This window comes from Microbacterium indicum DSM 19969 (assembly GCF_000422385.1).
GTDB lineage: Bacteria > Actinomycetota > Actinomycetes > Actinomycetales > Microbacteriaceae > Microbacterium > Microbacterium indicum.
Genome location: NZ_AULR01000002.1, coordinates 175,311 through 195,768 on the forward strand (window position 1 = coordinate 175,311; position 20,458 = coordinate 195,768).

Annotated in this window: 15 protein-coding genes and 2 tRNA genes; 6 read left to right on the plus strand and 11 right to left on the minus strand. The window is 71.0% G+C overall.

From position 1 onward, the window contains the following. Nucleotide 1: 1 nt before the first annotated feature. Both H576_RS0103470 and H576_RS0103475 read left to right on the plus strand, forming a co-directional pair. Nucleotides 2-985, plus strand: a complete 984-nt coding sequence (locus tag H576_RS0103470; protein ID WP_029149781.1) for an Fpg/Nei family DNA glycosylase — start codon at nucleotides 2-4, stop codon at nucleotides 983-985. After that, complete coding sequence (locus tag H576_RS0103475; RefSeq protein ID WP_245559102.1) at nucleotides 964-2,484, plus strand: amidohydrolase; 1,521 nt, start codon at nucleotides 964-966, stop codon at nucleotides 2,482-2,484. The genes H576_RS0103470 and H576_RS0103475 overlap by 22 nt, the downstream gene beginning before the upstream one ends. A 53-nt stretch (nucleotides 2,485-2,537) precedes the next feature. Here the strand turns inward: H576_RS0103475 and H576_RS0103480 are convergent, their stop codons facing one another. Then, complete coding sequence (locus tag H576_RS0103480; RefSeq protein WP_029149783.1) at nucleotides 2,538-3,017, minus strand: Dps family protein; 480 nt, start codon at nucleotides 3,015-3,017, stop codon at nucleotides 2,538-2,540. Between the two features lie 225 nt (nucleotides 3,018-3,242). On the opposite strand from H576_RS0103480, the gene H576_RS0103485 reads away from it, so the two are divergent. From H576_RS0103485 to tig, 3 genes are all read left to right on the plus strand, one after another. Beyond that, nucleotides 3,243-3,316 (plus strand) — tRNA-Gly (locus H576_RS0103485). Nucleotides 3,317-3,409: 93 nt separating this feature from the next. Then, nucleotides 3,410-3,483: transfer RNA gene (locus H576_RS0103490), tRNA-Pro, on the plus strand. A 73-nt stretch (nucleotides 3,484-3,556) separates the two neighbouring features. Further along, a complete protein-coding gene (gene tig / locus H576_RS14160; RefSeq protein ID WP_169564292.1) occupies nucleotides 3,557-4,900 on the plus strand; it encodes a trigger factor in 1,344 nt (447 codons plus the stop codon). Nucleotides 4,901-4,969: 69 nt separating this feature from the next. On the opposite strand, the gene H576_RS14165 is transcribed toward tig, so the two are convergent. Genes H576_RS14165 through H576_RS0103520 form a run of 5 tightly spaced genes read right to left on the minus strand, consistent with a single transcriptional unit; the run spans nucleotide 4,970 to nucleotide 12,778 of the window. Beyond that, complete coding sequence (locus H576_RS14165) at nucleotides 4,970-6,922, minus strand: glycosyl hydrolase 53 family protein (protein ID WP_051172112.1); 1,953 nt, start codon at nucleotides 6,920-6,922, stop codon at nucleotides 4,970-4,972. 37 nt (nucleotides 6,923-6,959) lie between these two features. Next, nucleotides 6,960-7,868 carry a sugar ABC transporter permease gene (locus tag H576_RS0103505; protein ID WP_029149784.1) on the minus strand — a complete coding sequence of 303 codons (909 nt, stop codon included), beginning with the start codon at nucleotides 7,866-7,868 and terminating at the stop codon, nucleotides 6,960-6,962. Continuing rightward, the gene (locus H576_RS0103510) at nucleotides 7,868-9,466 is read right to left on the minus strand and encodes an ABC transporter permease subunit (RefSeq protein WP_029149785.1); all 1,599 of its coding nucleotides are present in this window, start codon (nucleotides 9,464-9,466) and stop codon (nucleotides 7,868-7,870) included. Before H576_RS0103510 ends, H576_RS0103505 begins: the two co-directional genes overlap by 1 nt. Further along, entirely contained in the window at nucleotides 9,466-10,704 is a 1,239-nt protein-coding gene (locus H576_RS0103515; RefSeq protein ID WP_029149786.1) for a sugar ABC transporter substrate-binding protein, read from the minus strand. Before H576_RS0103515 ends, H576_RS0103510 begins: the two co-directional genes overlap by 1 nt. Nucleotides 10,705-10,753: 49 nt before the next feature. Beyond that, entirely contained in the window at nucleotides 10,754-12,778 is a 2,025-nt protein-coding gene (locus tag H576_RS0103520; protein ID WP_029149787.1) for a beta-galactosidase, read from the minus strand. A 158-nt stretch (nucleotides 12,779-12,936) separates the two neighbouring features. Here H576_RS0103520 and H576_RS0103525 point away from each other — a divergent pair, with 158 nt between their 5' ends. After that, nucleotides 12,937-13,947 carry a LacI family DNA-binding transcriptional regulator gene (locus tag H576_RS0103525; protein ID WP_029149788.1) on the plus strand — a complete coding sequence of 337 codons (1,011 nt, stop codon included), beginning with the start codon at nucleotides 12,937-12,939 and terminating at the stop codon, nucleotides 13,945-13,947. Nucleotides 13,948-14,008: 61 nt separating this feature from the next. Here the strand turns inward: H576_RS0103525 and H576_RS0103530 are convergent, their stop codons facing one another. From H576_RS0103530 to H576_RS0103550, 5 genes are read right to left on the minus strand one after another with little or no spacing between them, the layout of a single operon-like run. After that, entirely contained in the window at nucleotides 14,009-15,178 is a 1,170-nt protein-coding gene (locus H576_RS0103530; RefSeq protein WP_029149789.1) for a glycoside hydrolase family 1 protein, read from the minus strand. A gap of 32 nt (nucleotides 15,179-15,210) precedes the next feature. Continuing rightward, on the minus strand, nucleotides 15,211-16,860 hold the full coding sequence (locus H576_RS0103535) for an ABC transporter ATP-binding protein (RefSeq protein ID WP_029149790.1): 1,650 nt from the start codon (nucleotides 16,858-16,860) through the stop codon (nucleotides 15,211-15,213). Beyond that, on the minus strand, nucleotides 16,857-17,780 hold the full coding sequence (locus tag H576_RS0103540) for an ABC transporter permease (RefSeq protein ID WP_245559103.1): 924 nt from the start codon (nucleotides 17,778-17,780) through the stop codon (nucleotides 16,857-16,859). Before H576_RS0103540 ends, H576_RS0103535 begins: the two co-directional genes overlap by 4 nt. Then, nucleotides 17,777-18,757 (minus strand): ABC transporter permease, encoded by a 981-nt coding sequence (locus H576_RS0103545; RefSeq protein ID WP_029149792.1) that lies wholly within the window; start codon nucleotides 18,755-18,757, stop codon nucleotides 17,777-17,779. Before H576_RS0103545 ends, H576_RS0103540 begins: the two co-directional genes overlap by 4 nt. Further along, nucleotides 18,754-20,433: an ABC transporter substrate-binding protein gene (locus tag H576_RS0103550; protein ID WP_029149793.1), complete on the minus strand. Its 1,680-nt coding sequence runs from the start codon at nucleotides 20,431-20,433 to the stop codon at nucleotides 18,754-18,756. The genes H576_RS0103545 and H576_RS0103550 overlap by 4 nt, the downstream gene beginning before the upstream one ends. Between the last annotated feature and the right edge of the window lie 25 nt (nucleotides 20,434-20,458).

Here is a 20,458-nt window from a genome sequence, read left to right on the forward strand (position 1 = left end):
GGTGCCCGAGGGGCACTCCGTCCATCGCATCGCGCGGCAGTTCGAGCGCAACTTCGCCGGCCGCGCCGTCGCGGTGTCGAGCCCGCAGGGGCGGTTCGCCGCCGACGCGGCGCTGATCGACGGCCGCGAGATGCTCCGCGCATCGGCCGTCGGGAAGCAGATGTTCCTCGAGTTCGCGGGCGACCTCTGGCTGCGCGTGCACCTCGGCCTCTACGGGGCCTGGGACTTCGCGGGCGAGATCCTCGTCGACCCGACGATCGCGTCGGCGAACGGCCGCATGGGCCAGACGAACCAGCGTGGCACGGTGCTCGACGACGCCGGCGAGAACTCCCTCGCCTCGATCGGCGCGCCGCGCGTGGCCCGCGGCCGCGTGCGGATGTCCGAGCAGACGCGCGACTTCGACGAATCGGCGACCGAGTGGCCGCCGCCCGTCGTCGGCCAGGTGCGCGCCCGGCTCATGACCGACGTGACCTGCGCCGACCTGCGCGGGCCGACGGCGTGCGCCGTCGAGACGCCCGACCGGATCCAGGCGGTCATCGACCGGCTCGGACCCGATCCGCTCGTCGGCGACCCCGCCGAGAACGAGGAGCGCTTCGTCGCCGCCGTGCGCCGGAGGAACGTCGCGATCGGCCAGCTGCTCATGGACCAGGCCGTCGTCAGCGGGATCGGCAACGTGTATCGCGCCGAGATGCTCTTCCGCGCAGGCCTCGACCCGCACACGCCGGGCAGGAACGTGCCTGAGGACGTCGTGCGCGCCCTCTGGCACGACTGGGAGAAACTGCTCCGCATCGGCGTCGAGACGGGCCAGATGATGACGATGGACGGGCTCGCGGGCGAGGCGTGGCGGAAGGCCATGGCGAGCCGAGACGACCGCCACTGGGTGTACCACCGCGCCGGTCTGCCGTGCCGCGTGTGCGGCACCGAGATCGTCCTCGAGGAGATGCAGGCGCGCAAGCTCTACTGGTGCCCGACGTGCCAGAGCTGACCGCCGGATCCTCCGTCGACGTCGTCGCGAACGCGCGCGTCGCGGGGGAGGGGCGCGAGCTCCTTCCGCTGCACCTCGTGGAGCCCGACGCGCTCTACGACGTCTTCCTCGCGGGCGGCCGCATCGTCGACGTCGCCCCCGCCGGCTTCGCGAAGCGCCGCGGGTCCGTGCTCGACGCAGAGGGATCCTGGCTGATCCCGGGCCTCTGGGATCACCACGTGCACTTCCTGCAGTGGTCGCTCGCCCGGACCCGCCCCTCGATCGCCGACGCGACGGGGCCCGCCGACGCCGCGCGGCGGCTGGCGCTCATCGAGCCGCAGGCCGACGGGCGACGGGTCGCCTCGCACTGGGGAGACGGCCTCTGGGATGCGCCCGCGACGCTCGCGGAGCTCGACGCGGCGACGGGCGACGTGCCGACCTACGCGCTCTCGACCGACGTGCACGCCGTGTGGATCAACTCGGCCGCCGCGCGCCGGGAGGGGATCGCCGTCGACGCATCGGGCGTCGTCCGCGAGCTCGCGGCGTTCGCGCTCATCGACGAGCTCGACGACGTCGCGCCCGCGGTCGCCGATGCGGCCCACGACCACGCGGCGCGCGCCGCGGCCGGGCGCGGTGTGGTCGGGATCTGGGACCTCGAGTTCGGCGAGAACCACGGGCCGTGGATCCGGCGCTCCGCCTCGTGGAGCCTCCTGCGCGTCTTCAGCGACATCTACCCCGAGCACCTCGAGGCCGCGATCGCCGCGGGGCTCGAGACGGGGGATCCCCTCGCAGGCAACCCGCTCGTCCGCGCGGGCATGCTCAAGATCTTCGGCGACGGCGCGCTCGGCTCGCGCACGGCGGCGACGAGCGAGCCGTACGCCGGCACGCGCGACCGGGGCGCGCTCACCACGGCGCCCGAGCGCATGGTCGAGCTCGTCGCCCGCGCGGCGTCGGCGGGCATCGCCTCGACGATCCACGCGATCGGCGACGTCGCGAACGCCGCCGCCCTCGATGCGTTCGCCCGCGCCGGCGTGCCCGGACGCATCGAGCACGCGCAGCTCGTGTCGGCGGCCGACGTGCCGCGTTTCGCCCGCCTCGGCGTCGAGGCCTGCGTGCAGCCCCAGCACCTCGTCGACGACCGCGATCTCGCCGACCGGCACTGGGCGGGCCAGACGGCGACGCCCTACCCGCTCAGGTCCCTCGCCGACGCGGGAGCGAGCCTGCTGCTGGGATCGGACGGCCCCGTGTCGCCCCTCGACCCCTGGGTCCAGATGGCCGCCGCGGTGTTCCGCAGCGACGACGATCGCGCCCCGTGGCGGCCCGAGCAGGTGCTCTCGGCCCGCACCGCCCTCGCGGCGTCGACGCTCGGCGGATCGGGCGATCCCCACGCCATCGCGCCGGGCGAGCCCGCCGATCTGGTTCTCGTCGGATCCGACCCCCTCCGGGCCGACCGCGACGCGCTGCGCGCGATGTCCGTCGGGGCGACGTTCCTCGAGGGCCGGGTCACGCACCTGGCGTGAGCGCGCGAAGAAGGGCGGGCCCCCGGAGGAGCCCGCCCTTCTCGACGTGCGGCTTACTCGGCGACGTGCGCCGCGAGGAACCAGCGGTCCTTGTCGAGGCCGCGCTTGATCTCGATCGCGACGTCCTGGCTCGAGAGGTCGATCTCGTCGAGGCCGTCGACGGCGGCCTGCACGTCGGCGAGGATCGCGTCGATATCGGCGACGATGCCCGCGATGACCTCGTCGTACTGCGCGAAGCCGGCGGGGGCGCCCGTGGCGGGGACCTTCGCGGCGACCTTGTCGGCGCGCGCGTCGATCGGGAGGCCCAGGGCGACGATGCGCTCGGCGGCGAGGTCGGCCCACTCGCCGGCGTGCGCGACGAGGGTGTCGAGGAACTCGTGGATGCCGATGAAGTTGGCGCCGCGCACGTGCCAGTGCGCCTGCTTGCCGTTGACGGTGAGGGCCTGGAGGCCGAGGACGATCGGCGAGAGGAACTGCGACGTCCCGGCGGCGACGGTCGGGTCTGCGGCGGTGGAGGTGACGGTCTTGGTCATGATGTTTCCCCTTCGTTCGGCTGGCGGCGAGTCGCGCTCGCTTCGAGATCAAAGGTACTCGGATCCGGCGCCTTCGCAACGAAGGGAAGGCTGATCTGAATTCGCCCGCGACCGGGGGTAAAGAGAGCCTCTCCTCAACCGGCGGATCCGCTTCCGCGGCGCGCGCCTGGACGGGGGTGCGCGGAAGATCCGGTACAGTTGTCCGAGTGCCCCAGCGGGCGCAGCGGGGATGTAGCTCAATGGTAGAGCCCCAGTCTTCCAAACTGGTCACGCGGGTTCGATTCCCGTCATCCCCTCCACATCCTCTTCATCGCAGGCGACATGAAGGATCCGCTCCTCGCGTCGGATAGACTCGACGAGGCCGTTTCGTGTTCCCGAACATGCGGAATCCGCGGGGCGTAGCTCAGCTTGGTAGAGCGCCCGCTTTGGGAGCGGGAGGCCGCAGGTTCAAATCCTGTCGCCCCGACATCGGCCCACACAGGACTCAGCCCGCGATGCGTCGTGCATCGCGGGTCCGCAACAAGGAGAAGCGAACCAGCATGGTGAACAGCACCGTCGAGAAGCTCAGCCCCACGCGGGTCAAGCTGCACATCACGGTCACCCCCGAAGAACTCAAGTCCAGCGTCGACCACGCGTACGAGCACATCGCTCAGGACGTGCAGATCCCCGGCTTCCGCAAGGGCAAGGTTCCGGCTCCGATCATCAACCAGCGCGTCGGTCGCGCCGCGGTGCTCGAGCACGCCGTGAACGAGGGTCTCGACCGCTTCTTCCGCGAGGCGTCGGCCGAGCACGACGTGCAGCCCCTGGGCCGCCCGAGCGCCGACATCACGCAGTGGCCCGAGGAGAAGGACTTCTCCGGCGACCTCGTGGTCGACGTCGAGGTCGACGTCATCCCCGAGTTCGAGCTGCCTGACCTCGAGAACATCAAGGTCGAGGTCGACGCGATCGAGGTCGACGAGGCCGCGATCGACGCCGAGCTCGAGAACCTCCGCGCGCGCTTCGGCACGCTCGTCCCCGTCGACCGTCCCGCCGCGAAGGGCGACTTCGTCGAGCTCGACCTCGTCGCCGCGATCGGCGACGAGGAGATCGACCGCGCCGAGGGCGTGTCGTACGAGGTCGGATCGGGCGAGCTGCTCGAGGGCACCGACGAGGCGATCGACTCGCTCACCGCGGGCGAGTCGACGACGTTCCGTTCGACGCTCGTCGGCGGAGAGCGCGCCGGCGAGGAGGCCGAGGTCTCGGTCACGGTCAAGTCGGTCAAGGAGCGCGAGCTCCCCGAGGTCGACGACGACTTCGCGCAGATGGCGAGCGAGTTCGACACCGTGGCCGAGCTGCGAGAGTCGCTCGCCGAGACGGCCGGATCGCGCAGCGCGTTCGAGCAGGGCGCCGCGGCGCGCGACAAGCTCGTCGAGCAGCTCATCGAGGCGACCGAGCTCCCCGTTCCCCAGTCGATCATCGACGACGAGGTGCAGCGCCACCTCGAGCAGGAGAACCGCGCGGGCGACGAGGAGCACGGCAAGGAGGTCGCCGAGGCGACCGAGCGCCAGTACCAGACGCAGTTCCTCTTCGACCGCATCGCGCGCGACCTCGACGTGCAGGTCTCGCAGGACGAGTTCACGCAGTACCTCATGCAGGTCTCGAGCCAGTACGGCATGAGCCCGCAGGACTTCATCCAGGCGATCTCGCAGGGCAACCAGCTGCAGTCGCTCATGGGCGACGTCGCGCGCAACAAGGCGATCGCGATCATCCTCGGCCGCGCCGAGGTCGTCGACACCAACGGCAAGCCGGTCGACCTCGAGGGCTTCGCGGCCGTCGACGAGGACGACGAGGCCGAGGCCGAGTCGTCGGACGACGCCGAGGACACGGCCGAGAAGGCCGAGTGAGCTGACCTCGCACGAAGCGCCGGGCCGGGAGCGCATGCTCCCGGCCCGCCGTCGTCTGCGGGTGCGGGGTCAGCCGATGCGCACGAGGCGGACGTCGTCGACCGTCCCCCAGGCCTCGGCCGACAGGTCCCACGCGATCTCGACGGTGACGGCCGCGCCGCGCCGAACCGCGACGGGCGCGGTCTCGGCGCTCGCGTACGCCCGCCACCCGTCGAAGGGCAGGTCGACGCCCTCGGTGCGCGTCTGCGCGGCGCGCGCCCGATCGGACGCCTGCGGCGGCAGGTGCGTGGGCGCGGCCGTGACGGTCAGGGTCACGGCGTCGCCCTCGGCGACGGCGCCCTGGCTCGTCGCGATCGCGACGTAGCGGCCGGGCTCGAGGCCGATGACGGTCTGCGCGGCGGATCCCGTGAAGTCGGCGTCGCTCCACACGTGCAGCGCGTTCTCGCCCTCCGAGGCGTCTGCCTGCCACCCGATCGACCCTCCCGTGCCCGTGAGGGTCCACAGCTCGGCGCCGTCGCTCTCGAAGCCGCCGCCGGGGAGGAACGACGGGGCCCGCACGGTGATCTCGGCCGTGACGGCGACGCCCGTCTCGGTCACGCCCGCGACCGTGATCCGGCCGATCTCCGAGGCGTCGAAGGCGTCCCAGGTGACGGCCTCGTCCGCCGTCGCGCCGTCGCTGTACGACACGGCGACCGAGGCCGGGAGCTCGACCGCATCGCCCTGATCGACCGTCAGCGCGACGCGCTCGACGCCCGTGACGACGACGGGGCCGACGGCGCCCGTGCGGACGTACTCGAAGACGCGCAGCGACGGCAGAGGCGTGCCGTCCGCCGCGAAGAGCGCCTCGTTGTCGACGGCGGATCCGCCGTACCAGCGCCCCGCGTCGTCGGGGTCGTACTCGCCCGCGAAGCTCGTGGCCCAGCCCGACCCGTAGGCCTCCCACTTCTCGCGGTTCGCCTCGACGTCGGCGGCGGGCCCGACCGGGAGCCACGCGGGCTCCCACGAGAAGACGCCGATGCCCGCGTCCCCGACGTCGGCGACCGCCTGGACGACGGAGCGGAACGCCGTGGCCTGACCCTGCGGGCTGATGGGGAAGGCCGTGGCCTCGGCCGCCTCCGTGATCGTGTTCTCGTGCCCGTCGGCGTCGTCGAGCGTGTGCACCCACGAGGTCTCGACGACCGCGACGCGCTTGTCGTACGTCGACGCGACGCCGCCGAGCACGCTCGTGAGGTTCTCGAGCGAGCCATGCCAGTACGGGTAGTACGACGACGCGAAGACGTCGTAGTCGACCCCGCGCGCGTCGAGCGCGGCGGCGGCGTCGGCGTAGCGGCCCGGCGTCTCGGGGTTCGTGAAGTGGAGGGCCACGAGCGCGTCGGGCGCCGACTCCCGCACGGCCGCGGATCCCGCCGAGAAGACGGCGGACATGTCGTCCCACCCGGAGACGCCGGCGACGCCGTTGTTCGTCTCGTTGCCGACCTGCACCATCGCGACGTCGATGCCGGCGTCGACGAAGCGGGTGAGGGCATCCACCGTGAAGTCGTGGACGGCGTCCGCGGTCTCGGCAACCGAGAGACCCTCCCACGCCTTCGGGGCGTGCTGCTTGCCCGGGTCCGCCCAGAAGTCCGAGTAGTGGAAGTCGACGACGACGCCGAGCCCCGCGGCGTCGGCGCGCTCGCCGATCTCGAGGGCGCGGTCCACGTCGACGCTCCCGCCGCCGTACCCGTTCCCCTCGGCGTCGAACGGGTCGTTCCAGACCCGCACGCGCACGTCGGAGACGCCGTGCTCGGCGAGGACCGCGAAGAGGTCGGCCGGCTCTCCGGCGTCGTCGCGGAAGACGACGCCCGACGCCTCGAGCGCGATCGCCGACGACACGTCGACCCCGAGCATGAAGTCGTCGGCGAGGCCCGCGACGGCCGGAACCGTGAGGGGATCGGGCGCCGACGCCGCGGCGGGGCCCGGCGACGTGAGGGCCGCGACGAGGGCGACGCCTGCCGCCGAGGCCAGGAGGGGGCGGATGGTCATGGGCACTCCTTCGTGCGACGAGCGGGGCGGGATCCGGTCAGCCCTTGACGGATCCCGCCGTCAGGCCGCCGACGATGTAGCGCTGCAGCGACAGGAACAGGGCGAGCACGGGGATCGACGCGACGACGGCCCCCGCGGCGAAGAGGCCCCATCGGCTCGCCAGCTGGTTCGACACCCACTGGTACATGCCGACCGCGAGGGTCCAGTGGTCCTCGCCCGTGAGGACGATCTTCGCGAGGATGAAGTCGCCGAACGAGGCGATGAAGGCGAGCAGCCCCACGACCGCGAGGATCGGCGTGACGAGCGGCATGATGATGCGCCAGAAGATCTGGGCGTGCGTGGCGCCGTCGATCTTCGCCGACTCGTCGAGGTCGCGCGGGATCGAGTTGAAGAAGCCGTACATGAGGAAGGTGTTCGCCCCGAGCGCGCCGCCGAGGTAGATGCAGATGAGCGCGAAGCGCGAGTTGATCCCGAGCGCCGGCACGACCTCGCCCATCGCGAGCAGCATGAGGAAGACCGCGACGAACGCGATCGTCTGCGGGAACATCTGGATCACGAGCAGCGACGTCAGGCCGACGCGGCGCCCCGAGAACCGGTAGCGGCTGAAGGCGTATGCGGCGGCGGCGCCCATGAGGACGGTGCCGATCGCCGAGGCGATCCCGACGTAGAGGGTGTTGCCCATCCACGTCCAGAAGTGCGTGTCGCCGAGCGCCGCGTAGTTGTCGAGCGTGAAGGCGCTGAACAGCTGGGAGGACCCCGCGAGGCTCCCGCGCGCGTTGAGCGAGGCCGAGAGGACGTAGATGAGCGGGAAGGTGGCGTAGAAGAGCACGACGACGGCGACGGGGTACTTCCATCCCACCTCGCCCCACCAGCGCGCGCGTCGGGCCCCGGCGCGGGGATCACGCCCGCGGCCCCCTGTCGTGACGAGCTCGGTTGCGGTGGCCATCAGTTCATCTCCTCGAGTTTGCGCGTCTGACGCAGCGACACCGCCGAGACGATGCCGACCACGATGAAGACGATGATCGACAGGGCGCTCGCGAGCCCGTAGTCGGCGGATCCGCCCTGGACCCCCGAGATGCGGTAGATCGCCGAGATGAGGATGTCGGTGTGCCCCAGGTTCGTCGATCCGCCGAACGCCGGGCCGCCCTCGGTCAGCATGAAGATCAGGGTGAAGTTGTTGAAGTTGAACGCGAACGAGGCGATCGCGAGGGGCGCGGTCGACACGAGCAGCTGCGGCAGGATGACCGAGCTGAAGCGGCGCCAGCGCCCCGCGCCGTCGATCGTCGCGGCCTCGAGCGTGTCGCTCGGGATCGCCTGGAGCGCGCCGGTGCACACGAGGAACCAGTACGGATAGCTGAGCCAGAGGTTGACCCAGAGGATCGCGATCTTCGCGAGGAACGGGTCGCTCAGCCACCCGATGTCGGCCCCGAAGAAGAACAGGTCGTTGATGATGCCGAACTCGCTGTTGAGCATGCCGCGCCAGAGGAGCGCCGACATGAATGCGGGGAACGCGTACGGGAGGATGAAGAGCGTGCGGAGCACGGCGCGCCCGCGGATCCGCGGATCGTTGTAGATCAGCGCGAAGAGGAGGCCGAGGCCGAACGCCGTCGCGACCGAGAGGATCGCGAACGCGAAGGTCCACAGGGTCACCTGCGCGAGGGGCCCGCGCAGCTCGCCGTCGGTGACGGCGCGGACGAAGTTGTCGAAGCCGACGCCGACGTACCAGCCCGCCGCGAGCTCGGTCCCGTCGGCCGAGCGGAAGCGGCCGTCGTCGGTCGCCTCGTAGACGGTGCCCGTCGAGGTGTCGGTGAGGGTGCGCGCGGCCTCGTCCCACTGCAGGCTGGAGGTGTAGGTCGAGCCCGTCGAGCCCTCGCGGGTGCGGATCGACCCGTCCTCCGCGTCGTCCGAGACGGGGACGCGGAGCGAGATGACCTGCTCCTGGAGATCGGGATCCGAGAGCACGTCGGCGCGCGGGACGACCTCGTATCCCGGAACGGTCGCGGGCGCGCCGTTCTCGGCGAGGGTCGCGCCCGCGACCGTCTCGAGCGGCGACTCGGCGGTGCCGGCGCGGACCTCGTCGCCGTCGACGATCGCGAACCCGAGCTCGCCCGATCGTTCGACGACGGCGAGGGGGTAGCTCTCCGCCCCCTCGACGCGGCGCTCGTCCTGGATGAGCGCCGCGTCGACCGCCTGCTGCATCGACCCCGCGTGGCCCGTGCCGTAGTTCGTGAACGCGATGTACCCCGTGTAGCCGAACACGAAGATCTGGAACACGAGCAGGAACGTGAGCCCCGGGAAGAGGTACTTCAGCGGGAGGGCGCGCTTCGTGAAGTAGATGACGTCGGCGGCGACGGTGAGGACCACCGTCGCGCCGAGGATCAGCCACGACTCGGCGGCCCAGGCCGCGAGCACGACGGCAATGCCGAGCGCGTTCACGAGGGCCATGAGCACGAGCTTCACGAGGAAGCCCGCGCCGCGGCCGCTCCATGAGCGCGCGTGCGACGTGCCGCGCGGGGGAGAGGGGGCGGAGAGCTGGGCGGACATCAGCTGATGGCGGCCTCGAGCTCGGAGACCATGCCGTTCCAGGTCGAGGCCGGGTCGGCCCCGTTGATGATCTGCACCTCGGCGCCGTTCCAGAGATCCCACACGTCGCCCATCTCGGGGATCGAGGGCATCGGGACGCCGTTCTGGCTCGCCGCGAGGAAGCCCGCGACGATGGGGTCGGACGAGACCTCGTCGGCGATGGCCGTCAGCGCGGGGATGCGCGGGTCGGCCTCGTAGAGGGTCCGCTGCGCGTCCTCGGTCGAGAGGTAGTTCACGAGGAATTCCTGCGCCAGGAGCGCGTTGTCGCTCTGCGACGAGAGGTAGAAGCCCTGGACGCCGACGAGCGGAGCCGCGGCCTCGGAACCGGCCGAGGGGATCGGCCCGACGACGATGTTGTCGACGTCGGTGTAGGTCGGGAGCGCCCAGGGTCCCTGGATCGTGAACGGCGCCTCGCCCGAGTTGAAGAGCTCGTTGTTGATGTCGTAGTCGACGGTCGTCGAGAGGTAGCCCGTGCCCGAGGATCCGTTGTCCGAGAGCCACTGGGCGAAGGCCTCGCCGTTCGCGCCGCCCATCGTGACCTCGTTCGTGTAGGAGCCGGTGTCGTCCTGCGCGAAGACGGGGGCGCCGAACGACGACTGGAAACCGTACATCGTGTATCCGTCGCCTGTCTCGCCCGCCGTGTTGACGACGACGGGGCGGTCGGAGACCTCGAGGCCGCGCTGGATCATCTCGTCCCAGGTCGCGGGGATCTCCTCGCCGACCAGGTCGGCATTCTGCACGAGCGCGACGCTCTCGACCGAGTACGGCAGGGCGTAGAGCTGGCCGTCGTAGGTCATGGCCTCGAGCGCCACGTCCTCGAAGCCGTCGGCCGCGTCGCCGAGGTCGATCGTGTCGACGACGCCCGCCGTCACGAGGGCGCCGAGCCAGTCGTGCGCGCCGACCGTGATGTCGGGGCCCTCGCCCGTCGGGACCTGCGTGATGAAGTCGTTGCGCAGGTCCTCGAAGTTCTTCTGCACGAGGGTGACGGTCGTCCCCGTGTCGGCCTCGAACGCCTCGGCCGCCTCGCTCAGTGCGGCCTCGCGCTCGGCGTCGGTCCAGACGACGAGCTCGGCGCCGGAGCCGCCCGACTCCTCAGCGGTCGTCGAGGCGGTCTCGTCGGAGGCGGTGTCGGCACCGCATCCGGCGAGGACCAGGGCGCCGATCGCGACGCCCGCTGCGAGGAATGTCCTCTTCTTCATGGTGTTACTCCTTCCGCCGCTTCGTCGCGGCAGTGTGTGAGCTGCTGGTTCAGGTGAGGTCGTGCCGGATCACGCGGACGGAGCCCGCGGGAACCGCGAAGGAACCGGCGGTCTCCCCCGAGAGGAGGTCGGTGCCGGCGATCGCGATCTCGCGGTCGTGATCCGCGTGGTTGATCGCGAACGTGTAGGAGGCGGCGTCGGATCGGCGCCGCACGATCTCGAGGCCCTCGTCGCGGGGCCGCGGCGTGATCCCGGCGTCGGCGTACGCGCCGCGGAAGACGCCGGAGAGCGCGTCGGCCGACAGGCGCGTCGAGACGTACCAGCCGTGACCCGCCCCGTGTGATCCGCGCGTCACGGCCGGGAGGCCGGCCCCGCCGCCCGCGGCGTACGTCGCGCGGACCTCGGCGCCCGCGAGGCGGAGGTGCTCCTGCCAGTGGTCCGCCGGGGAGACGGATCCGTCCGACCAGACGATGTCGGCGGAGGTCCCGCGGGCGAGGGGCAGGTACTCCTCGACGTCGACGCCCAGGGCGTCGCGCAGGGGCGAGAGGAAGCCGCCCGGGTGGACGCCGTCGTTCTCGTCGACGACCGCCGAGAAGGAGGAGACGACGAGCGTGCCCCCGCCCGCGACGTAACGGGTCAGGTTCTCGGCGTCCCGGGCGCGGAGCATGTACTGCGCGGGCGCGACGACGAGCGGGTAGCGGGAGAGGTCGTGGCCGGGGAGCGCGAAGTCGACCGTGAGGCCGTCGGCGCGGAGCCGCTCGTAGAACGCGCGGACGCGCTCGCCGTGGTCGAGGTCGTCGACGGGGCGCCATTCGAGGTCCTGCGCCCAGAACGACTCGTAGTCCCAGAGCACGGCGACGTCGGCCTCGACGCGGGATCCCCTGACCTCCGCGAGAGCGGCGACGTCGGCGCCGAGCTGCACGACCTCCCGCCACACCCGCGAGTCGGTTCCTGCGTGGGGGAGCATCGCGGAGTGGAACTTCTCGGCGCCGCGGCGCGAGGCTCGCCACTGGAAGAACATCACGGCGTCGGCGCCGTGCGCCACGTGCGCGAGCGAGTTCCGCGCCATCTCGCCGGGGCGCTTGGCGACGCCCGTCGGCTGCCAGTTGATGCCGCTCGTCGAGTGCTCCATGAGCATCCACGGGGCGCCGCCGGCGACCGATCGCGTGAGGTCCGCGGCGATCGCGAGGCCGATCTCGGGGTGCGGGTCGGCCGCGACGAGGTAGTGGTCGTCGCTCACGACGTCGACGAGCTGCGCCCACTCCCAGAGGTCGCAGCCGCCGTGCTGGTTGGCCATGAAGTTCGTCGTCACGGGGAGGTCGGAGTGGCGGCGGATCCCGTCGCGCTCGGCGACGAAGCAGGCCCGCAGCTGGTGGTCGCTGAAGCGGTGGAAGTCGAGCTTCTGCGCGGGGTTCGCGATGGTCGGCGTCGCGGCGGGCGTCGAGATGTGCTCCCACTCCTCGTAGTGCTGGCCCCAGAAGGCGGTGCCCCAGGCGTCGTTGAGGGCGTCGAGGGATCCGTAGCGCTCGCGCAGCCACGCGCGGAAGGCGTCGTTCGAGGCGGGCGAGTGATCCTCGGAGACGGGGGCGCCGTATTCGTTGTGGACGTGCCACATGACGACCGCGGGGTGGTGCGCATAGCGCTCGGCGAGCGCCGTCGCGATGCGCACGATGGCCTCGCGGTACGCGGGCGACGACGGCGAGACCATGCCGCGCGAGCCGAAGCCGAGGCGCGTGCCCTCGGCGGTCTGGACCCGCGACTCGGGGTGGGCGGCGAAGAACCACGCGGGCGGCGACGCCGTGGGTGTGCCGAGGTCGACCGAGATGCCGCCGTCGTGGAGGAGGTCCAGGACCTCGTCGAGCCACCCGAAGTCGAACTCGCCCTCGCGGATCTCGATGAGGCCCCACGAGAAGATCCCGACGCTCACGAGCGTGACGCCCGCCTCCTGCATGAGGCGCACGTCCTCGCGCCACGTCTCGCGCGGCCACTGCTCGGGGTTGTAGTCGCCGCCGAAGGCCAGGCCGGGGACGTCGGGGAAGGTGGCGCGGGCGCGCCGTCCTGTGGCATCGGTCATGGGTGAGATCGCTCCATCGTGTCTCGCATGGCGGTCACATCTCTGTAACCGGTCACAGTCTGCGATCCCGCGAGGCGTTCTGGCCAGGCCGATCGCGATGTCGTTATCGAACTGTGATCGGTCACGGGTCGAGCGGCGGGGGGGATACCCTCGAATCCATGACGGGCGAAGTGCGCGCACGGAAGCCGACGATCCGCGACGTGGCGGCGATCGCCGGCGTCTCCTACGGCACGGTGTCGCGCGTCCTCAACGGCGGCAGATGGGTGTCGGACGACGCACGCCGCGCGGTCGAGGCCGCGATCGCGCAGTCGGGCTACACGGCCAACCATCACGCGCGCAGCCTCGCGACGGGGCGCTCCGAGTCGGTCGCGTTCCTCCTCACCGAGCCGCACCACCTGCTCTTCGAGGACCCGACCTACTCGCTGCTCCTGCGGCACTCGGCGGAGGCGCTCACGCGTCGCGGGCAGACGCTCGTGCTGCTCCTCGCGGGATCCGACGAGGAGAAGGAGGGCGTGCTGAGGTACGTCGAGGGCGGGCACGTCGACGGGGTCATGCTCGTGTCGCCCCACGCGCACGACGGCTTCGTCACGGGATTGCTCCGCGCGGGCGTGCCGACGGTGTGCGTCGGACTTCCCCTCGGCGCCGCCGAGGACCTCCCCTCGGTCTCGGTCAACGAGTACGAGTCGGCGCGGCAGATGACGCGGTTCCTCCGCCAGCGCGGGCACCGGCGGATCGCGCACATCGCGGGCCCGCAGGACACGCCGGGCGGCCGCTTCCGCCTCGAGGGCTTCCGCGACGAGATGGGGGACGCGCTCGACGAATCGCTCATCCGGATCGGCGACTTCGGCCGGGCGAGCGGCGCGGAGGCGATCGCGCGGCTCGAACCCGGTTCCTTCGACGCGGTGTTCGCGGCGTCGGACAGCATGGCCGTCGGCGCGATCCAGCGGCTCCACCGCGACGGCGTGCGGGTCCCGGAGGACGTCGCGGTGTCGGGCTTCGACGACTCGGGCCTCGCGGTCGACGTGGATCCCACCCTCACGACGATGCGGCAGCCGTGGGAGCGGCTCGGCGAGGAGATGGTCGCGATGCTGCTCGACATCGTCGCGGGCGGGTCCGGCGCGACGCTCACCCTCGACACGACGCTCGTCGTGCGCGAGAGCGCGCCCTGAGGCGCACGCGCGGAACGGCGGGCCGGGAGCTCGTCGCCCCCGGCCCGCCGTTCCGCCGCTCTCAGAGCGCGTTGCGCTTCGCGACCTCGCCGAGCCAGTGCGCGCTGGGCTTCGCGGTGCGCTCGAAGGTCTCGGGATCCCACGACACGAGCCCGAAGGTCGGACGGAAGCCGCTCGCCCACTCGTAGTTGTCGAGCAGGCTCCAGTGCTGGTATCCGCGCACGTCGATGCCGTCGGCGATCGCGCGGTGCACACCCTCGAGCGCGCCCTGCGTGTAGGCGATGCGACGGGCGTCGTCCTGGGTCGCGATCCCGTTCTCCGTGATCATGAGCGGCACGCCGCCCGACAGCTCCCACGCGCTGCGCAGGCCGAGCTCCGACGCGGGCGGGAAGAACTCCCAGCCCGTGAGGGTCGTCTCGACGCCCTCGGCGACGGGCCGCGGCCCCTCGGGGCCGATGAAGGTGCGGGTGTACGCCTGGACGCCGAGGAAGTCGTCGCCCGCGCTCTGCTCGAGGTACCAGAAGTCGCGCGGGTAGCCGTACTCCTGCAGCTTCTCGGCGGATCCCTCCTCCTCGGTCGCATGGAAGGCCTGCGTCGCGATCGACCAGCCCGAGAGGATCCCGGGGCGCTGGGCGAGCACCTCGCGGGCCCGCCTGTGCGACGCGAGCAGCTGGTCGGCGACGTGCAGGTCGGGGAAGGCGAGCCCGTGCGCGACGAGGTTCGCGGCGTCCTCCCCGCCCGCGAGCATCGCCGCGATGTTCGGCTCGTTGATCGTGCACACGTAGCGCACGCCGTCGAGGATCGGGAGGACGGTCTCGACATAGCGCGCGAACAGCTCGGGCGCGTCATCGGCGCGCCAGAAGCCGTCGCGCTCGAACCAGCGCGGCACCGTGAAGTGCATGAGCGTCACGATCGGCTCGACGCCGTTCGCGAGGCATGCGTCGATCATGCGGCGGTAGTGGGCGAGCTCGGCGCGCGACACGAAGCCGCGCTCGGGCTCGATGCGCGCCCACTCGATGCTGAAGCGGTACGAGTTCAGCCCCAGCGACGCGAGGAGGCGGATGTCCTCCTCGAAGCGGTGGTAGCTGTCGGCGGCGTCGCCGCTCGGCTCGACGATCGTCGTGCCGGTCTCGTGCTCGTGCACCCACCAGTTCGAGTTGACGTTGTTGCCCTCGATCTGGTGGGCGGCGGTGGAGGCTCCCCAGAGGAAGCCGTCGGGGAAGGAAAGCACTGTTCTCCGTTTCGGGATGGGTCGGGCGCCGCCTACGCGGCCTGCGCGCGGGCGGGGTCGGGGATCGCGTCGAGCAGGTCCACCGTGTAGGGATCCCGCGGGCTGCGCATGACGTCGGCCGTGCGCCCGCTCTCGACGACGCGGCCGTCGTGCAGCACGAGGATGTCGTCGGTGATGAGTCGGGCGCTCAGCAGGTCGTGCGTGATGTAGAGCAGAGAGACGCCGCGCTCCTCGCGGAGGTCGCGCAGCAGGCGCAGGACGCCGGCCCGCAGCGACACGTCGAGCATCGAGACGGGCTCGTCGGCGACGATCACCTGCGGGTCGCATGCGAGGGCGCGGGCGATCACGACGCGCTGCCGCTGGCCGCCCGAGAGCTGGTGCGGCAGCTTCGCGGCGAACTCCTCCGCGGGGGTGAGGCCGACGGTCTCGAGGAGCTCGATGACGCGCCGGCGCACGTCGGCGCCCGAGAGGTCCGTGAGGTTCGCGACGGGGCGCTCGAGGTGGTAGCCCACGGTGTGCAGCGGGTTGAGCGCGGCGTACGGGTCCTGGAAGACCATCTGCACGTCGGACCAGAAGCCGCGCATCTCGCGCCGCTTCAGCTGATCGACCCGCTGGTCGCCGAAGAGGATCGACCCGGACGTCGGCCGCTCGACGCCCGTGAGCATCTTCGCGATCGTGCTCTTCCCGCTGCCGCTCTGGCCCACGAGGGCGAGGGCGCCGCCGGGTTCGAGGCGGAACGAGACGTCGTCGACCGCCTGGACCGTGCGGCCGCGGCGGCCCCGGTACGTCTTCGTGAGCCCCTCGACGACGAGGGCGCGCGTGTCGGATCCCTCGGCGGGGACGACGGGACGCTCCTCGAGCCCGGGAAGGCTCACGACCTCGGCGCGCGGGTTCGCGTAGTGGCTCAGCAGCATCTTCGTGTACTCGTGCTGCGGATCGGAGAGGATCCGCGCGCTGGGGGAGTCCTCGACGATCCGCCCGTCGTGCATCACGAGCACGCGCTCCGTCGCCTCGAGCACTGTCCCGAGGTCGTGGCTGATGAGGATCGCCGTGAAGCCCTCGGAGCGCTGCAGGTCGCGGATCGTGCCCATGACGGCGTGCTGCACGAGCATGTCGAGGGCCGTCGTCGGCTCGTCGAACACCATGAGGCTCGGCTCGAGGCTGAGCGCGAGGGCGATCGAGACGCGCTGACGCATGCCGCCCGACAGCTCGGACGGGAAGCGGTCGAGCACCTCCGGGTCGAGCTCGACCTTCGAGAGCAGGTCGCGGGCCCTCGCGAGCCGCTCGGTCGCGGCGACGTGGCCGTGCGCGCGGAAGATGTCGAGGAAGTGGTTCCGGATCGACCGAACCGGGTTGAGCGCGTTCATGCCCGACTGCAGGACCATCGCGAACCCGCCCTGGCGCTGCGACCGCAGCTCCTCGGGGCCGAGCGGCGCGATGTCGCGCCCTTCGAACACGATGCGGCCGTGCTCGATGCGCGCGGGCGCCTTGGCGAGCTTCGTGATGGCGAAGCCGAGGGTCGACTTGCCCGATCCCGACTCGCCGACGAGGCCGACGAACTCGCCGCGGCGGATCTCGAGGGACACGTCGTCGACCGCGCGCGTGACGGGGGCCCCGATGGGCTCGTACACGACCGTGAGGTCCTCGACCCGGAGGATCGGCTCGGAGTTCTGCGTGGTCATCGTCCCGTGCTCCCTTCGCGCAGGCGCGGATTGCTGATGCCGTCGATGCCGAAGTTGATGAGCATGAGGCTCGTCGCGAGGAGCGCGATGCAGAGACCGGGCGCGAACAGCAGCGCCCACTGCCCCGTGAGCATCGCGTTCGAGTTCTGCGACCAGTAGAGCATCGTGCCCCACGTCACGGCGGTGCTGTCGCCGAGCCCGAGGAACTCGAGGCCGGCCTCGGCGAGGATCGCCGACACCGCGGCGCCGAAGAATCCGCCGATGATGATCGACGTCATGTTCGGGAGGATCTCGCGGAAGACGATGCGCGGCGAGCGCTCGCCCGCGAAGCGCGCCGCCTGCACGAAGTCGCGCCCGCGGAGCGACTGGGTCTGCGCCCGGAGGACGCGCGCCGCCCAGGCCCAGCCCGTGATCGCGATGACGGCGATGATCACCGAGACGCCGCCGTTCTGGAGGTACGCGGCGATCACGATCATGAGGGGGAGGCTCGGGATCACGAGGAAGAGGTTCACGAAGAATCCGACGACCTCGGCGCCGAACCCGCGCATGTACCCCCAGGAGAGGCCGATGAGCATCGCGATGATCGTCGAGATGCCGCCCGCGCCGAAGCCCACGAGGGCGCTGATCCGCGCGCCGTAGATGAGCTGGCTCAGGACGTCCTCGCCGGCCGCCGTCGTGCCGAGCCAGTGGGCGCCCGAGGCGTCGGCGCTGCGGTCGAACGAGTTGTCGGTCGGCGAGTACGGCGCGATCAGCGGCGCGAAGATCGCGAGGATCAGGAAGGCACCGAGGATGATCAGGCCGACGCGCGACTTCCTGTTGCTCCACAGGAGCCGGAGGTTGTCGAGCGCGGGGCGGGTGGGCCGCCTGCGGGCGGCCTTCTTCTGTGTCTGCACGTTGAGCGTGCGCTGCGAGGTCATCATCGCCTGGTCCTGGGGTCGAGAACGCCGTACAGCAGGTCGACGAGGAGGTTCGCGACGAGCACGCTGACGGTGATCATGAGGAAGAGAGCCTGCATGAGGGGGTAGTCCTGGCCGATCACGGCGTTGAACAGCAGGTAGCCGATGCCGGGGTAGCCGAAGACCTGCTCCACGAGGATGGATCCGCCGACGACGCCGCCGAGGGCCATGCCGAACCCCGTGAGGTTCGGGAGGATCGCGTTGCGCGCCGCATAGCGGAGGGCGACGGTGCGGCCGCGCAGGCCGTTGGCCTCCGCGAAAGTCACGTAGTCCTCGCCGAGCGTGTTGATCATGGAGTTGCGCATGCCGAGGATCCACCCGCCGAACGACGTGATGAACATCGTCAGCGCGGGGAGGGCCGCGTGATACAGCACGTCGCCGACGAACGACCACGAGAGGTTCGGGATCGCGGTCGCCGAGTAGGCGCCCGACGTCGGGAAGATGTGCCACAGGTACCCCGTGAGGAACAGCAGGAGGAGCGCCGACCAGAAGTACGGGAAGGTGTTCATGAAGCTGCCGGCGATCGTCGGGAGCCCGTCGAGCCACGAGCCGCGCTTCCACGCCGCGAGGACGCCGATGAGCGTTCCCGTGACGAAGGCGAGGATCGTGACGGCGCCCACGAGGATCACGGTGTACGGCAGCGCCTGGCCGACGAGCTCCGAGACCGGCTGCGGGTAGAACGCGTAGGAGGTGCCGAAGTCGAGGCGCACGACCTGTCCGAGGTACTGGACGTACTGCTCCCAGACGTTGCCGTCGGGGACGCCCAGCTGGGCCTCGATCGCGGCGCGGGTCGCCTCGGTCACGGGCCCGTTCTCCGAGAGGCGCGCGATCGCCGCGTCGGTCGGGTCGCCGGGCATCATGCGGGGCAGGAAGAAGTTCAGGGTGACGGCGGCCCAGAGCGTGAGGACGAAGAGCCCCGCCTTCTGCAGCACGTATCTCACTGGTCGGATCCCTTCGCCTGCTTGAGGTGCACGACGACGTTGAGCGCGCTCGCGTCCCACGTGTTGAGGGGCGCGTACGGGTCGTCGGCGTCGGGCCAGCCCGTGAAGCGGCCGTCGTTGTAGAGGCCCCAGAGGCCGCCGTAGTAGAGGGCGACGACGGGCACCTGGTCGTAGAAGACCTGCTCGAGCTGCTGCGTGACCGCCGTCTTCTCGTCGTCGGTCGTGGCGGCGCGCAGCTCGTCGAGGAGCGCGTCGGTGTCGGCGTCCTGATACCGGATCCGGTTGTTCTGCGTGTCGGTGCCGGTGGGCTGGTAGAAGTCGCTCGAGAGCAGGCTGTTGTACGCGTCGTACAGGCTTCCCGCGCCGTTCGACGAGTTCATCGCGACCTCGAAGTCGCCGCTGTTCATCGACGCCTCCAGCGACGCGGGCTGCGGGCTCTGGATCTTGACCTCGATCCCGATCGCGCCGAGCTCTCGCTGCACCTCCTGCGCCGCGCGCAGGTAGTCGGTGTAGCCGTTCGCGACGAGCATCGTGAAGGAGAAGGGGGATCCGTCGGGCTTCGTCATCGTCGTCCCGTCGTAGGAGAAGCCCGCGTCTTCGAAGGACGCGATCGCCGCGTCGGTGTCCTGGTCGATGACGCCCTCGTTCGGGATCGACGGGTCGAGCTCGTCCTCGAGGTTCGGGAGGAGGAGCCCGGTCTGGCTCGCAGGGTCCATGAGGCCCTCGACCGCGACGTCGGAGATCTTCTCCTTGTCGAGCGCGAGTGAGAGGCCGCGGCGCACGTCGACGTCGTCGAACGGGGCCTTCTCGAGGTTCATCTGGAGGCCGATGATGCCTCCCGGCGGGAACCAGTAGTGGTTGTCGGGGTTCGCGGCGCCCCAGGTGCCGTCGACGTCGCTCATGTAAGCGTACGCCCAGTCGAATCCGCGCGTCACGAGGTCGATCTGCGTGTTGGACGCGGGGAAGACGATGTGCTTGACCTCGATCTGGTCCGCCATCCAGTGGCCGCTCCACGCGTCCATCGAATACTGGAGCGGCGTGAAGTTGCCGAGCTCGTACGGACCGCTGCCGACCGGGTTCTCATCGCGCCAGGTGGCGGGGTCGTCGACGTCCTTCCAGATGTGCTCGGGGACGATGATCGTGCGTCCGACGACCCAGAGGGCGGGGGAGTCCTCGCCCGCCAGGTGGAAGGTGATGGAGTTCGCGTCGTCGTCGACGTCGAAGGAGTCGATCCGCGACCACGCTCCGTTGATGTCGGTCGCGGGGAACTCCTTCAGCATGTCGAAGGTGAATGCGACGTCCTCGACCGTGAGGGGCTCGCCGTCCTGCCAGGTGGCGTCGTCGCGGATCGTCATCTCGATCGTCTCCGGATCGGGCTGGCTGAAGTCCTCGGCGAGCCACGGCGTGAGGTCGCCGTCGATCGGGTTCGACATGAGCAGCGGCTCGTAGATGTAGTCGACGCCGGCGCGGGAGCTGCCGAGGTAGGGGTTGAAGTTGCGCTCGTAGTTCGGCGAGCCGGCGTCGCCCGCCACGAGCAGCGTGTCATCGCCGATCGTGGGGTCGGGCTGGCTCGTGATGGTCGCGCTGCACCCGGCGGTCGCGAGCGCCGCGACCGCGGCGATGGCCGCCGCGGCGAGGAGCCGGCGGGGGCGCCGCAGCTTTCTCAGTGGGATCACGTGTGTCGTCCTTCACAACGTCGTT